This window comes from Streptomyces sp. NPDC043861 (assembly GCF_056435905.1).
In genome coordinates this window covers 263,598-277,373 of the sequence record NZ_JBWKDP010000013.1, presented here as the reverse complement: position 1 = coordinate 277,373, position 13,776 = coordinate 263,598, and the positions used below count along the sequence as shown (strand labels likewise).

The following is a 13,776-nucleotide window of genomic DNA, read 5'->3' as shown; positions in this document are numbered from 1 at the left end:
AGGACGACCGGCCCCGCCGGGCCGGCGCCCGGGCACATCGCACGGTCCTGGCCGCGGTCTCACGCCGCCGTTCGGGGCAGATTGCCCGCCTTCGCCCGCTCGGTGAGGACGAAGGTGATGCTGATGAGCAGGGACCAGGCGCCGAATTTGGTGAGTGGCACCGGCTGCCAGGCCTCCAACTGGTGGGGGTAGCTCCAGGCACCGACGTAGGTCGCGGCGTTCTCCGCGACCCACAGGAAGAAGCCGATCAGGACGAAGGAGACCGCGAGCGGCATGCGGTACTGGCGCTCGCCGACGGTGAAGCCGACCCAGGCGCCGGCGGTGACGGCCACCATCGCGGCCGCGAGTGGCCAGCGGGCGTCGGGCAGCCAGTGGTGGGTGAAGAAGTTGAGGTACACGGCCGCCGACACCAAGGCGGTCGCGGTGACGCGGTAGCCGCTGAACCTCAGGTCGAAAAGATGCCAGGCGCGGCAGACATAACTGCCCACAGCCGCGTACATGAATCCGCCGTACAGCGGCACGCCGGCGATCTTCGTCACCGCGTCCTCCGGGTAGATCCACGACCCGAGCTGGACCTTGACCAGTTCGAACAGCAGCCCAACGGCATGGCATGCGGCGATCACCAGCGTGTCCCGCCCGCTTTCCCAGCCCACCCGCCGTGCGACGACCGTGAGCAGCACACCGTAGGCGAGCACCAGGTCATAGCGCGCGACGGGCAGTTCCGGCAGCATCCGGGAAACGGCGATGCCTCCGACCAGCATCACCGCGAAGGCGCAGCACCGCGCCTGCAGTACCGCGAACCTGACCAGCTGACGTGTCCCGCCGAGGATCTTGCTCATACCGGAAGGACGCCAGTGAGGCTCAAATGGTTTTCCGTGGATGTGAGCCTGTGCCGGGGCAGACCGTCGCGGGGACGGGCCTCCCGGCCCGAGGGCCCGCCGGTCGCGAGTGCGCTGTCCGCAATGCGGCTTCGGAAGACCGCATGAAAGACTCCGATCATGACCTCTGAGACGATAACGGCGGCAGCCGCCGGCACCTGGAAGCTCGGCGACCTGACCGTCAACCGGATGGGATTCGGTGCGATGCGTCTGACGGGCAGTGCCGCATTCGATCTCGGAGTGCCGAGCGATCGGGAACGGTCGATCGGTGTCCTCCGACGCGCGGTCGAGCTCGGCGTCAACCACATCGACACCGCTGCGTTCTACTTCTCCTCGCTTCGCTCCGCCAACGAGCTGATCAACCGGGCACTGGCCCCGTATCCCGATGATCTGGTCATCGCCACCAAGGTCGGGCCCGGCAGAGATCCTTCGGGTGACTGGCTGTGGGCCGCGCCCGGGCAGTTGCGCGGGCAGGTGGAGGAGAACCTACGCCAGCTCGGCCGCGACCACCTCGACCTGGTGAATCTGCGGGTCGCACCGAGCCTGAAGGACGGCTCCATCGCCGACTTGTTCGGCGCGCTGGCCGAGCTGCGGGAGGCCGGGCTCATCCGGCATCTGGGCATCTCCAACGTCACCCCCGAGCATCTCGCCGAGGCTCGGGCCATCGCACCGGTGGTGTGTGTGCAGAATCGCTACGGTCTCGACTCGTACCGCGAGGACGACGGCTTCCTGCAGATGTGCGGCGATCAGGGGGTCGCGTTCGTGCCGTTCTTCGCGATGGCCGGAACGGGCCGCGAGGCAGGGATGGTGGGTGTCGCGAGCGACGAACTGCGCGCGGTCGCACGCGCCCACGGGGCGACGCCCGCCCAGGTGCGTCTGGCGTGGACGCTCCAGCGCGGCCCGCACGTATTGGCCATTCCCGGCACTGGCAACCCCGACCACCTGGCCGAGAATGTGGCCGCCTGCGGGCTGCGGCTGTCGCAGGACGAGTTGACCCGACTCGAATCGCTGCGCCCGCTCGACGCGTGAGCTTCAGCACCGAGCCGGCGCAGCCTCCCGGGCGTACCGGCGCGGGGACCGGCCGTGCAAGCCGTCGGCGGCTCGGCTTTCAGCGATCGGCGGATCATCTGCCGTCGGGTGCCTCGTCGAGCCGCTGATCGTGTGCATGGGCCCCGTAGTACCGTGCCTGACGCGCCATGAGGGTCCGCATCGGGGTACCCCGGGGGACACCGTGGACCGTGCCGGGAAAGTCGAGACCACGCTGTGTCTCCCACAGTTCGGCATGCCTGTCGGGCGAGAACAGTTCGGCGGGATCCCCTGCGGCGATCCATCCGATGGGGACGACCGTCTCCGGCTCGAGCCGCGAGTTGACGTGCAGCACACTGTTGATCCGCAGTTCGCTGCGTGCCCCTGCGAGGGCACCGGGGAACATCGACACCCCCGTGGCCACGAAGACCTCGTCCTCGATGACCGCCCCGTTGACGTGGGTGTGCGGACCGATCAGGACCGCGTCTCCCACGAGCGCCGGGTGCCCGGACCGGCCGCGGATCAGCGCATGCTCCATCACCACCACATCGGCACCGGTACGGACCTCGCCGTCCTCGGCGGTGAGCACCGCCCCGTGGAGGACGCATGCCCGCTCGCCGAGGACGACCGCACCGCACAGCACCGCCGAGGGAGCGACATACGCGGACTCGGGAACCACGGGCGACTTCCCACGATGCTCGAGCAACATGCCCTGGAGCGTACGCATGTCTCCCGGCACCCGGACCTGCCGTGGGGACGTGTCGGCCGTGCAGTCGGGTGACGGGCGGTCACAGTCTGATGTGCGCAACAAGGGGCAAGTGGTCGCTCCCGGTCGCCGGCAGCGACCGGATGTCGGTGACGGTCGCCGACCTGGTCAGGATCTGATCGATCCGCGCCAGGGGAAACGCTGCGGGCCAGGTGAACGCGAACCTCGAATCCGCGGTGTCCAACTGCGCACTGACCGGGGCCAGTCCGCGGTCGTCCATCGTGCTGTTGAGGTCCCCCGCCAGAATCACCGTGTCCAGTGGCTCGGCCGCCAGCGCGGCTCCGAGCAGCACCGCGCTCTCGTCCCGCCGGGCCGAGCTGAATCCCGTCGTCGCACCGAGGCGCACGGAAGGAAGGTGCACGACATAGACGGCAACGTCGGCCAGCGGTGTCCGCGCGGTGGCCCTGAGTCCGCGGCTCCAGTCGTCCGCGATCCCCTCCGGCCTGATGTCCACCGGACGCACATCGGTGAGCGGGTACTTCGACCAGAGCCCGACCGTGCCCACCACCGCATGGTGCGGATGGTGCCGGGCCAGCGCCGCCGAGAAGGCTGGCACGGCTGAGGATGTCAGCTCCTCCAGGGCGATGAGGTCCGCCCCGGCCTCCTTCAGAGCACTGGCCGTGCCTGCTCGATCGGAGTTCTCGTCACTGACGTTGTGCTGGACGACCGTGATGTCGTGCGTCGGACTCCGGCCGGGCAGCAGTGGTCCGCCGAAGAGGCCCGTCCAGGTGAGAGCGGGAAGCAGCAGAGCGATCAGTGCCACTGCCGAACGGCGTTTCAGAGCGGAACCGGCCAGGACCGGAACGGCAAGCCCCAGCCAGGGGAGAAACGTCTCCAGGAGGCTGCCCAACCGACCGACGGTATTGGGCACAGCGGGGTGGAAGGCCAACAGGCAGGCATCGAGCACGGCCATCAGTGCCAGCGCACGCCCGCGTGTCCATCGGGACGGTGCCGGTCCCTGCCCTTCGTCCGCTCGACCGCTCCGGCCGGCCCGCAGCCTCCGGAACATCACAGCGGGTGTGCCCATGGCCGCAGCCTTCTTCGCTTTCCCTCGCGACGGATCCCCCGCGGACGGGGACGCAGGGCGCAGAGATCCGGTTCCGGGACCCGGCCGGGAGCCCCGGAACCGGTTTCGGCAGGATCATCTGCCGGCCGGACGGCACCACGCCCCCATCATCTGCAGGCCCGACGGCACCACGCCCCCTCCCCTGTCGGCGCACGCTCGGGCATCCTCAAAGGGACGAGCGGCGAGCGCCCTCGGCGGGGTCAGGATGACGGGTGGGGCAAATGAGACGGTTCTCGGGTGCCATCGTGCTGCTGGCCGCGGCTCTGCTCGTATCGGGGTGCACCGGTCAGGGCACCGGGGGATCCGGCGAATCCACACGCAGCGTGCCCGCCACGCGCGCATCGTCGTCCCCGCCGTCGACTCCGGCGACTTCGTCGGCGCCCGCGTCGAGTGCCGGAGCGACGCGGGGCGAACCGACGAGCAGCTCGCCCGCTGCCCCGACCGGTGTGCCCACCGGTAAGGACGAACAGCTGGTCGCAGCGACGATGACGGGCGGCATCGACGGACGCCACGAGAGCGTCATCGTCAGCGGCGACGGAACCTACAGGCGTGTGGAGCGCGGTCGGTCTGACGAAACGGGCCGTATGAAGGCGTCCGAGCTCGATCTGCTCCGCAAGGCTCTCGCGGAGGCGGATTTCCCGAGCCTCCCCCGGAGGTCGATGGGCGAGCCGATCCCCGACGGGCGTGTGTACGCGATCATCTTTGCCGGCCACGAGGTCGTGACCGGTGATCCGGCCCCACCGCCCGCACTGGCCGGCGTGATAGCCGCGCTCCCCTTCTCACCCCGCTGATCCGGGCCGAACGCTTTCCGTCGTCGCCGGCAGCAGGGGGCGTCGACCGGCTGCGGCGTCAAGCCACCGTGCGCGGCGTTCCGTTGCGCCGCTGGACGAGCAGGTCGGCCATCGCGGTGCGCCGGTGCAGGACCGACCGGCCGGCTCGGACCGTGGTGATCAGGCCGGCGCCGCGCAACGCGGTCGCATGAGCAGAGGCGGTGGCGTTGCTCACCCCCAGCCGCCGCGCGAGGCGACTGGTGCTGTGCTCGTCGGCGAGCAGGAGCAGGATGTCGAGGCGCGTCCGTCCGAGCACCGCGGCAAGTGCGCTCTCCGTGCTGTCGACCACGGCCGGCAGGAGGGGCATGCCCGGACCGGCCGGATAGGTCAGGAAGAGGGGGCGCCCGGGCAGATCGGCGACGAGGGGACGGCCCGTCCAGTGGAAGGTGGGCTGGAGCACCAGCCCTCGGCCACGCAGCTCGATGTCACGCTCGCCCGGCTCCTCCCACGCCCAGATGTCGTTGTGCAGCCGGGTGCCCGGGACGAGGACGGTCAGCGCGGCGCCGATGCCGTGTTCGGCCACGGTGAGCGCATGCCGGGTGAACTCGGTCCGGTGCAGGTCCTGCACCAGGGGCCACACGGGGCGCAGCACGGTGTCGAACGCCGCTTGCTGCGCACGGCGCAGAAGCTGCCAGGCGCCGCTGTCCCCGCGGTGCAGATCGCGGATCCACTGTGGTGCCGGCGCCCGAGTCCCGGCGTACACGCGTTCCATCTCGGACCGGACGAGGTCCGGGCATGCACGCACGGTGTCCAGCCCTTCGTCCAGGCTGTCGCTGAACACGTCGATGAACCCGGGGGCCTTCTCGGCGGGAACCAGGTCCCTCAGCGCCCCGACCGCGGCAGGCAGCGACCGGAACAGCCGCCGTCTCCAACGGCCGAAGAGCAGTGCGTCGTCGTCGTGGAACATCTTCATGAACGCCGTGTTCAGCTCCTGCAGCGGAGCGGGCCTGGGCGCGAACCTGACCCTGGCGAAGTCGGAAGCCGTGAAATGAATCCGGATCACTACTCTCCCCTGCTCTTCCGCGCCATCGTTTCGGGCTGGGCCTGAACCATCGCCCGGCCACCCCACCCGGCGCCAGCATGCACGTCATGCCCCGCATTCACGCAGGGCCGCCGGAAGGCGCAACGACCGAGATCACAAGGACTCGAGGGGGAACCATGTTCCGCAGGACGATGGGTGACGGTGAGCGCATCGGCGCGCAGGGACCGGGTGGCGGTCCGCAGAACGGTTCCGAGGGCGAGACCCCCGTCGGGGGGCGTACCACCGGAGTGGACCGGCGAACGTTCACCAAGTCGGCTGTGGCGACTGCTGCGATGGTGATCAGCGGCGGCCTCGCCCCCATGCCGGCACGAGCAGCTGACGATGTCGCCCTGCGGCTGCCCGCGCCGAGCGGACCGCACCGGATCGGACTCACCACGCTCTGTCTGGCCGACCGTTCCAGGCGCGATCCGTGGGACCCCGAACTGCCCGTACGGGAAGTGATGGTGACGGTGTTCTACCCGGCCCGCTCCGTCCGCGGTTACCCGGTCGCACCCCAGATGACACGGGATGCTGCGGAGCTGTTCGGACAGCTCGACGTCAACCTCCCCCACCGGCAGCTCCCCAGGGCGGGTGTGAACTGGGCGGCCACGTTGACGCATGCACATCAGGGGGCGCCCGCGCAGCCGGTGCGGCGGCCGGTGGTGCTGTACAGCCCGGGAGGTGGCGACCCGCGGACCCTGGGAACCGGCGTCGCCGAGGAGCTGGCCGGCCGCGGCTTCGTGGTGGTGACCGTCGACCACCCCGGAGATGCGGGGGAGGTCGAGTTCCCCGGCACGACGACGTACCGGAAAGAGAACATCCGCCCCACCGTCTTCCGGAAGGACCCCCGTACCGATCCGAGCCTCTTCCGTACCGCGATCGGCGCCCGGGTGGCGGACATCCGGTTCGTGCTGGACCAGTTGGGGGAACTGGCGGCAGGCCGGAATCCCGATGCGTTCGGTCGCGCAGTACCGGAGGACCTCGGCCGCGCCCTGGACCTGCGGCACATCGGCGTCTACGGACACTCGGCAGGGGGCACCACCGCGGCGGAGGTGATGTACGAGGACCACCGCATCGGCGCGGCGATCAATCTGGAGGGCTATCTGGACCATCCGTCGACGACGCCCGGCCGGGAGGGCGAACTGTTCCCGGTCGCCCGGCACGGGGTGGACAGGCCACTGCTCCTGGTGGACACCGACGGGTTCACACATCGCCCAGAGCTGGAGCGTTCCTGGTCGGCGATGATGTCGCATCCGCGTGGATGCTCTCGCAGGCAGCGGCTGTACGGCGCCACGCACTGGGTGTTCACCGACTTCGCCTCCATGGCGCCGCAGCTTCAGGCCGCCGGACTCATCACCGCAGCCGACCGGAACAGCCTGACGGGCACCATCGATCCGGCACGGTCGGTGCCCCTGGTGCGCAACCACGTGGTCGCGTTCTTCGCCCGGCACCTCCAGTGCTCGCCCTCACGCTGACGGGCCGAGGAACACGAAGGTCGTCCCGGCAGCGACGCCGATGTCCGTCCTGTGGACAGCCGCTCCCCCGGTCGGCCGTGCACAGCTGTGTGGGTGACATCATGTCACCATCGGGGGAGGCGACGGTACGGCCTGCCGGGCCACGTGTGCGTGCGTGCCCAGCCCCGCCCTGCGGACAGGGGCTCACACCGGAAGGGCCGCTGGGTCATCGGGCCGCGGCAGCGCCTGTTCCGTCCAGATGGTCTTGCCCGAGGGGCTGTAACGCGTCCCCCATCGCTGGACGAGCTGAGCGACGATGAACAGTCCGCGCCCGCCTTCGTCGTCGTCCGCGGCGTGGTGGAGGTGGGGGGAGGTGTGGCCTCCGTCCGAGACCTCGCAGACAAGGGTGCTGTCATGGATGAGGCGGAGGTTCAGCGGGCCTTCGGCGTGCTTCACGGCGTTGGTGACCAGTTCGCTGACGATCAGTTCGGTGGAGAACACCAGTTCCTCGAGTCCCCAGTCGCGCAACCTTCCGGCGGCCAGCTCCCGGCCGTTGCTCGCTGCGACGGGTTCGACCGGCAGGTTCCAGGTGGCGACCCTGTTCCTGTCGAGCTCACGCGTGCGCACGAGCAGCAGGGCGGTGTCGTCGGTGGTCGTGCCGCCGGGCAGCAGATCGGAGACGAGGCGGTCGCACAGGTCCTCGAGGGAGCCCCGGTCGTCACCGAGGACGGTACGCAGAGCCTCCAGCCCCTCGTCGATCTCCCTGTCCCGGGACTCCACCAGACCGTCGGTGAACAACGCCACCAGGCTGCCCACCGGAAGCTCGATCTCCACGGACTCGAACGGCAGCCCGCCCAGTCCGAGCGGCGGACCGGGGGGCAGGTCGGGGAAGGTGACACGACCGTCGGGGAACACGATCGCGGGCGGCACATGGCCGGCGCGGGCCATGGTGCAGCCCCGCGACGTCGGGTCGTAGACGACATACAGACAGGTGGAGCCGGTGGCCACGTCGTCGCCGTCGCCGTCGCCGCAGGGGGCGCCCTCGCGGTCCTCCGCCGCCTGCCCCACCAGGTCGTCGAGGCGCTTGAGCAACTCGTCCGGAGGTATGTCCATGGGCGCGAGAGCTCGCACGGTCGTGCGCAGGCGGCCCATGGTGGCGGCGGCGTGGAGGCCGTGGCCGACGACATCCCCGACCACGAGCCCGACGCGCGTGCCGGACAGGGGGATGACGTCGTACCAGTCTCCCCCCACACCGGTCACGTCGTCCGTCGGCAGATAGCGATGGGCCATGTCCACCGCCGAGTTCGGCGGAAGGTGCCGGGGAAGGAGCTGACGCTGGAGGGCCAGTGCCGCCGCGCTCTCGCGAGTGAACCTCCGGGCGTTGTCGATGCACACCGCTGCCCGCGCCACCAGCTCGTCCGCCAGTGCGACGGCTCCGCTGTCGAAGATTCCCGGCCTGTTGCCGCGCACGAAGGTGACCAGACCCAGGGCGTTGCCCCCGGCCCGCAACGGCACGACCAGGGTGTCCTCGTCCCGGACGAGGCCCCCGGAGGACAAGCTGCGGTACTGGGGGGAGCCGGGCGGGTAGACGACGGGACGCGACGGATGAAACCGCGGTCCGGCCGCCTCTGCCCTCCCGTCACCCGTCGCCCAGCGGCCCGCAGTGCGGATCAGTTCGGTGCCTGCCGTTCCGGGGGCGCCGGGTGCTTCCCCCTCCAGCACCGCGGCGGCGACGTCGACCTCGACGATGTCGGCGAACCGGGGGACGGCCACCTCGGCCAGTTCCTCGGTGGTGACGATGACGTCCAGCGTGGTGCCGACCTGACGCCCGGCTTCCACCAGCAGGTTCAGTTGCCGCTGTGCCTCGTAGCGCTCGGAGATGTCGAAGGCGTCCTCGCAGATGCCGAAGACATAACCGTCGGGGTCCTGCAACCGGTAGTAGGAACAGGACCACAGGTGCTCGGTTCCTGGGTCACTGGGCTGCTCTCCCCGGAAGTGCAGGTCGAGGAAGGGTTCACCGGTCTCCAGTACATGCCTCAGGACGGCGTCGAGGGTCTGCGGGTATCCCGGTGTCACAAACCTGCCCTCGGGATACAGCTCCGAGCCCCGCTTGCCGCGGAACGCGTCGAACGGCAGCCCGATCTCTTCCTCGTATGCAGCATTGCACCAGGTCAGGCGAAGGTCGGTGTCATGGATGGCAAGGCCGACGGGAGACTGCGTGGCCAGACCGTGCAGCATGGCGAGCCGGGACTCCCACAGGATGAGCCCTTCGCGCTCCGCCGCCACGAGGACACGTTCGGCGGGTCCCTGGCCGGACAGCGGACAGACGACGGTCACGAGCTCCAGGCGGTGGCCGTCCCGGTGCTCGGCGATGCGTACGTCGCTCCCCTCCAGCGGTGACGAGGGCGGCGGGCCCGAGGGACCGACGAGTGCGGGTGCGGGCGAAGGCTCAGGTGCGGGTCTCAGAATAGTGCCGAGAGGCCGTCCGATGATCTCGTGCGGCCGGTAACCGAGCAGACTCTGCGCCCCGGCACTCCAGCCGATGACGGCGTCCCGGCTGTCGAGCACCACCGTGGCGGCCCTGGTGACGTCCAGGGGGCCCCGGAAATCGCCGTTCCCGGCTGTCTTCCCTGCGCTCATGGCGCCCCACCGGCCCACTTCATCACGTCCAGAATCCGCCTGCCGTCAGACGCGCGCAACAGCGGGAGCACCGCCGCGGGGCACGTCACAGACGCACGATGACAAGGGCGATGTCGTCGTGGGCGCCGCTGCTGACGCCCAGTTCCGCCAGCACCGAGTCCGCGAGCCTTTCCGCACCCAGCCGGTGGTGCACCGACAGGGCGGCGGTGAGTCGGGCGAGACCGGTGTCGATGTCCTCGCCCCGGCGTTCGATGAGTCCGTCGGTGTAGAGGACCAGCGCCGCGTCCGCGGTGTAGGGGCGGCTGATCTGCGGGCGGGGCACATGGGCGGGCCGTGCACCGAGCGGTGGATCGGTGGCCTGGTCCAGGAGCTCCCAGGTCCCGTCGCGGTGCAGCAGGACGGGCGGTGGGTGGCCGGCACTGCTGTAGGTGATCAGATGCCGGCTGGTGTCGACCACCACCTGGGCCGCGGTGGCGGCCAACGCGCCTTCCACGGATCGTGCGTACAGACCCAGGACCTCGAGCGCCTGCGCCGGCCCTTCCACCGCGCGTGTCGCAGCGCTCAGGGCGCTGCGCAGCATCCCCATGACGGTTGCCGCCTCGAGCCCATGGCCCACGACGTCGCCGACCGCCACCGCGAAGCGCCCGTCGGGGAGGTCGGCGATGTCGTACCAGTCGCCGCAGACGTTCAGTGATCCGATGGCGGGCAGATAGCGCACCGCGATGTCCTGGTGCTTGACCAGGTCCGGTGCATGGAGCATCGCTTCCTGGAGAGTGAGCGCCACCTGGCGTTCGCGGGCATGGGCGTGGCGCAGTTCCTCGTTGAGCCGCTGAAGCTCACGTGCCCGCGCATAGAGCTCGGCCTCCATCTCCACCTCCCGCTCGCTGGGGCTCGTGCCCTGGTGGCGGGCCAGGATGAAAGCGGTCACGTCCTCGACCCGGTGGATGATCCATGCGATGTCACCGTCCGCTGCGACGACCGGGGTGTTGATCGTGGACCACCACCGCTCCTCGAAAGCACCGGGCCGGTCCACGAGGGGAATGTCGTACCTCTGCAGCGCCATCGAGTCGGGCTTGCGCGTGTCCAGGACCCGATGCAGCGAGACGTCGAGATTCGAAACCCCGTCGGCCTCGGGATCGGCGGGATTGTCCGGGAAGGCGTCGAAGACGAACTGCCCGATGAGGTCCTCTCGCGTACGCAGGGTCGCATCGAGGTAGGCACGGTTGACATCAACGATCACGAAACGTGTGTCCAGGACCAGATAGGGACTGGGCGTGGCGGCGAACAGCGTTGCGTAGTCGATAGTCATGCCATCACGCGCCTGCCGTTCCCATGGTCCTTTCCCCGTTGTCTGATCAATCTACGAGGCTTCCGGCGCGCCCGCGCCACGACGGCGCGGACGCGGCGGCACGTGCGGGTGCGGCGGCACGTGCGGGTGCGGCGGCACGTGCGAGTGCGGTGCGGTGCCCCCGCCGCGGCGGCCTCCGTCTCCGGCGCACTCCGACCGGTGGCACGAAGGAGATGCAGGACGCCGCCGGCCGGCGCCGACCACGGCGGGCGCGCACCGACCGACGGACGACCGAGGTCGTCGTGGTCGGCACACGCCCGCTGCATGCCCGGACGGCTGACGCGACCGGTCAGCCCTCGCGCATCCCCCACGGAGAGCCGTACTCCGTGAGGAGGTCGAGGAACGGCTGGGGTTCGAAGGCTTCCGGGCCCAGCACCCCCGCGCCCGTCCAGTCCCCGCGCGCGACGAGTTCCAGGGCGACGACAGGGTTCACTGCGGTCTGCCAGACCACGGCCTGGGAGTCGTACTCCTTCATCGACCACTCGTTGTCGACGACGTGGTACAGGTACACCTCGCGGGGCTTGCCGTCCTTGCTCCCCTTGATCCAGGTACCCGCGCAGGTCTTGCCGTGCATCCGGTCGCCCAGCATGGCGGGGTCGGGCAGACAGGCCGCGACGACATCGCGGGGCGAGACCTGCACCGGTCCTTCGGGACCGGGAACGGTGACGGGATCGGTGCGGTCCAGGCCCACCTGGTGCAGGACGCGCAGCGTGTTGATGAAGTCCCCGCCCAGTCCGTACTTGAAGGTGACGCGATCCGCGTCGACCCAGCGCGGGATCAGCAGGACTTCCTCGTGCTCGACGTTGACGCACTCGACCGGGCCGATGCCTTCGGGGAAGTCGAACACCTCCGGCTCGGTGAAGGGCGGTGTGGTGAACCAGCCGCGGTCCTTCTCGAAGATCACCGGTGGATTGAGGCATTCCTCGATCGTGGTCCAGATGTTGAACGAGGGCGCGAAGTCGTAGCCCTCGACGGTGAGGTTGGCGCCGTCGCGGACCCCGATCTCCTCGATGGAGTCGAAGAGCCGGTCGGCGGCGTACCGCGCGAAGACGTCGGAGAGGCCCGGTTCCACGCCCATGCCGACGAGGGCGAGCCGACCGGACTTCTCCCACTGGTCCGCCAGGGCGAACTGCTCGTCTCCCAGCTTGACCCCGCATTCCTCGTAGGGCCGCTCGGCATGCGGCCGGGACAGGGACATGGCCATGTCGAGGTAGTGGGCGCCGGCGGCGAGCGCGGCACGGAAGAGCGGCATGACGAAGCGCGGGTCGGTCGCATTGACCAGCACGTCGCAGCGTTCGCGCAGGAGGAGTTCCCTGACCGCCGATTCGTCCGATGCGTCGATACGGGCAGCGGCGAACCGGTCCTCGCCCTGGGGGCGTGCTTCCTCCTCAGCGGTGGTGACGGCGGTCACGGCTGCTTGGGCACGTGACTCGTTGTAGTCGGCAACGATCATCCGTTCGAAGAATCCGCGGCGGGCGGCGATACGGGTGATGGCCGTGCCCACCCCACCGGCGCCGATCAGCAATACGCGCATAGCCAGGTCCTTTCCCTCTGCCCGAAGTCTGCCCGAGGCATCGCCCCGGGCCTCGATGAAACGCAGGGGGCGCTGATACGGTCAATGGCGTTGGCATAAGGGTGACCGAGGGTGAGGGCAAGGAGGGGTGGATCGATGCCGAAGAAGGTGGTGCGCGAGCACCAGCGGCGCCGCCGCCGTCCGACCAAGGGCGGCGTGGTGCTCTCGGAGCAGCTGATCGTGGAGACGGCGCTGCGCATGCTGCGCGAGCACGGCGGTGCCGGCCTCACCGCGCGTCGCCTCGGGACGGCGCTGGGCGCCGACCCGAGTACGCTCTACCGGTACTTCCGGGGTATGGACGAACTGACGCTTGCCGTCGGGGACGAACTGATCGGCCGGGCGCTGCGGGGCTGGTCCGCGTCGCAGGACTGGCAGGCCGACCTGCGAGAACTGGGCCTGCGCATTCACGCCGCGTATCTCGCTCATCCGCAGGCCGCGGTGCTGACGGCGAGCCGCGTCTCCGGACGGGCCCATGAGATAGCGTCGGACGAGACCATCCTGGGAATGCTGCACCGGGCGGGGTTTCCCACGCCCGAAGCGGTGCGCGTCTATCACTGCTTCATCGACCAGACACTGGCCTTCGCCGCACTCGATGCGGCCGCTCTGGCGTTGCCCGAGGCGGCCCGACGGGCGGACGAGGCCGTATGGCAGGCCACCTATGCCCGGTTGCCCGCAACCACGCATCCCCATATCGCGCCCGCCGCACCCCACTTGGTCGCGGAGATGAATGTCAGTGCTTATCCGGCGGCACTCGACATGCTCATCCGCAGCGCCGCGGCGCAGCTCATGACGTTGTGACGGGCGCGGCGACGGGCTCGGCGCGGCCCACCGGTGCGGGAGCGGCGACCTCGACGGGGCGCCTGCCCGCCATTCGGCAGCCGAGGCAGTCGGCATGCCCCCGCCTCGCGGAGTGGTCGCGCACCCGCCACGGCCATTCGGCCCGCGGGCGCGGCCCGCTCGGCTTGCCCCAGCCGGCCAGGTGCAGTGCCCATGTGGTGAGCCCCGCCAGGGCGACGACGGCCGCGCCGAGCAGGGCGAGCGGGAGCGAGACCGCGATGACGGACATACCCATGACACCCAGGCCTACGAGCGAGATCGCGGTGCCGGTCCATCCCGCCACGGTGTGGCCGAGGTCGACGTCCCCGTGTGCGCTCATGACTCTCCTTTCCACGAG

Annotated in this window: 13 protein-coding genes; 4 read left to right on the top strand and 9 right to left on the bottom strand. The window is 70.0% G+C overall.

Annotated features, from left to right (window positions below; all coding sequences use genetic code 11):
- Positions 1-59: 59 nt before the first annotated feature.
- A complete protein-coding gene (locus AC068D_RS27515; protein WP_478825762.1) occupies positions 60-839 on the bottom strand; it encodes a DUF817 domain-containing protein in 780 nt (259 codons plus the stop codon).
- A gap of 159 nt (positions 840-998) precedes the next feature.
- On the opposite strand from AC068D_RS27515, the gene AC068D_RS27510 reads away from it, so the two are divergent.
- Positions 999-1,907 carry an oxidoreductase gene (locus AC068D_RS27510; RefSeq protein ID WP_478825761.1) on the top strand — a complete coding sequence of 303 codons (909 nt, stop codon included), beginning with the start codon at positions 999-1,001 and terminating at the stop codon, positions 1,905-1,907.
- A 94-nt stretch (positions 1,908-2,001) separates the two neighbouring features.
- On the opposite strand, the gene AC068D_RS27505 is transcribed toward AC068D_RS27510, so the two are convergent.
- The 3 genes from AC068D_RS27505 to AC068D_RS27495 form a co-directional block, all read right to left on the bottom strand.
- Positions 2,002-2,613 (bottom strand): gamma carbonic anhydrase family protein, encoded by a 612-nt coding sequence (locus tag AC068D_RS27505; protein WP_478825760.1) that lies wholly within the window; start codon positions 2,611-2,613, stop codon positions 2,002-2,004.
- A 79-nt stretch (positions 2,614-2,692) separates the two neighbouring features.
- Positions 2,693-3,583, bottom strand: coding sequence for an endonuclease/exonuclease/phosphatase family protein (locus AC068D_RS27500; protein ID WP_478825759.1), 891 nt, complete (start codon positions 3,581-3,583; stop codon positions 2,693-2,695).
- A gap of 439 nt (positions 3,584-4,022) precedes the next feature.
- Positions 4,023-4,190, bottom strand: coding sequence for a hypothetical protein (locus tag AC068D_RS27495; RefSeq protein WP_478825758.1), 168 nt, complete (start codon positions 4,188-4,190; stop codon positions 4,023-4,025).
- Between AC068D_RS27495 and AC068D_RS27490 the strand changes: the two genes are divergently transcribed.
- On the top strand, positions 4,183-4,527 hold the full coding sequence (locus AC068D_RS27490) for a hypothetical protein (protein WP_478825757.1): 345 nt from the start codon (positions 4,183-4,185) through the stop codon (positions 4,525-4,527). The two genes, AC068D_RS27495 and AC068D_RS27490, sit on opposite strands and share 8 nt — an antisense overlap.
- A gap of 58 nt (positions 4,528-4,585) precedes the next feature.
- Here the strand turns inward: AC068D_RS27490 and AC068D_RS27485 are convergent, their stop codons facing one another.
- The gene (locus AC068D_RS27485; protein WP_478825756.1) at positions 4,586-5,569 is read right to left on the bottom strand and encodes an ArsR/SmtB family transcription factor; all 984 of its coding nucleotides are present in this window, start codon (positions 5,567-5,569) and stop codon (positions 4,586-4,588) included.
- Positions 5,570-5,724: 155 nt separating this feature from the next.
- Between AC068D_RS27485 and AC068D_RS27480 the strand changes: the two genes are divergently transcribed.
- Positions 5,725-7,062, top strand: a complete 1,338-nt coding sequence (locus tag AC068D_RS27480) for an alpha/beta hydrolase family protein (protein WP_478825755.1) — start codon at positions 5,725-5,727, stop codon at positions 7,060-7,062.
- A 183-nt stretch (positions 7,063-7,245) separates the two neighbouring features.
- Here the strand turns inward: AC068D_RS27480 and AC068D_RS27475 are convergent, their stop codons facing one another.
- The 3 genes from AC068D_RS27475 to AC068D_RS27465 form a co-directional block, all read right to left on the bottom strand.
- The gene (locus AC068D_RS27475; protein WP_478825754.1) at positions 7,246-9,681 is read right to left on the bottom strand and encodes a SpoIIE family protein phosphatase; all 2,436 of its coding nucleotides are present in this window, start codon (positions 9,679-9,681) and stop codon (positions 7,246-7,248) included.
- Positions 9,682-9,766: 85 nt separating this feature from the next.
- Complete coding sequence (locus AC068D_RS27470) at positions 9,767-10,990, bottom strand: PP2C family protein-serine/threonine phosphatase (RefSeq protein WP_478825753.1); 1,224 nt, start codon at positions 10,988-10,990, stop codon at positions 9,767-9,769.
- Between the two features lie 328 nt (positions 10,991-11,318).
- Positions 11,319-12,563 carry a saccharopine dehydrogenase family protein gene (locus AC068D_RS27465; RefSeq protein WP_478825752.1) on the bottom strand — a complete coding sequence of 415 codons (1,245 nt, stop codon included), beginning with the start codon at positions 12,561-12,563 and terminating at the stop codon, positions 11,319-11,321.
- 135 nt (positions 12,564-12,698) lie between these two features.
- On the opposite strand from AC068D_RS27465, the gene AC068D_RS27460 reads away from it, so the two are divergent.
- A complete protein-coding gene (locus AC068D_RS27460; protein ID WP_478825751.1) occupies positions 12,699-13,400 on the top strand; it encodes a TetR/AcrR family transcriptional regulator in 702 nt (233 codons plus the stop codon).
- On the opposite strand, the gene AC068D_RS27455 is transcribed toward AC068D_RS27460, so the two are convergent.
- The gene (locus AC068D_RS27455) at positions 13,387-13,758 is read right to left on the bottom strand and encodes an HGxxPAAW family protein (RefSeq protein WP_478825750.1); all 372 of its coding nucleotides are present in this window, start codon (positions 13,756-13,758) and stop codon (positions 13,387-13,389) included. The two genes, AC068D_RS27460 and AC068D_RS27455, sit on opposite strands and share 14 nt — an antisense overlap.
- Positions 13,759-13,776: the final 18 nt, after the last annotated feature.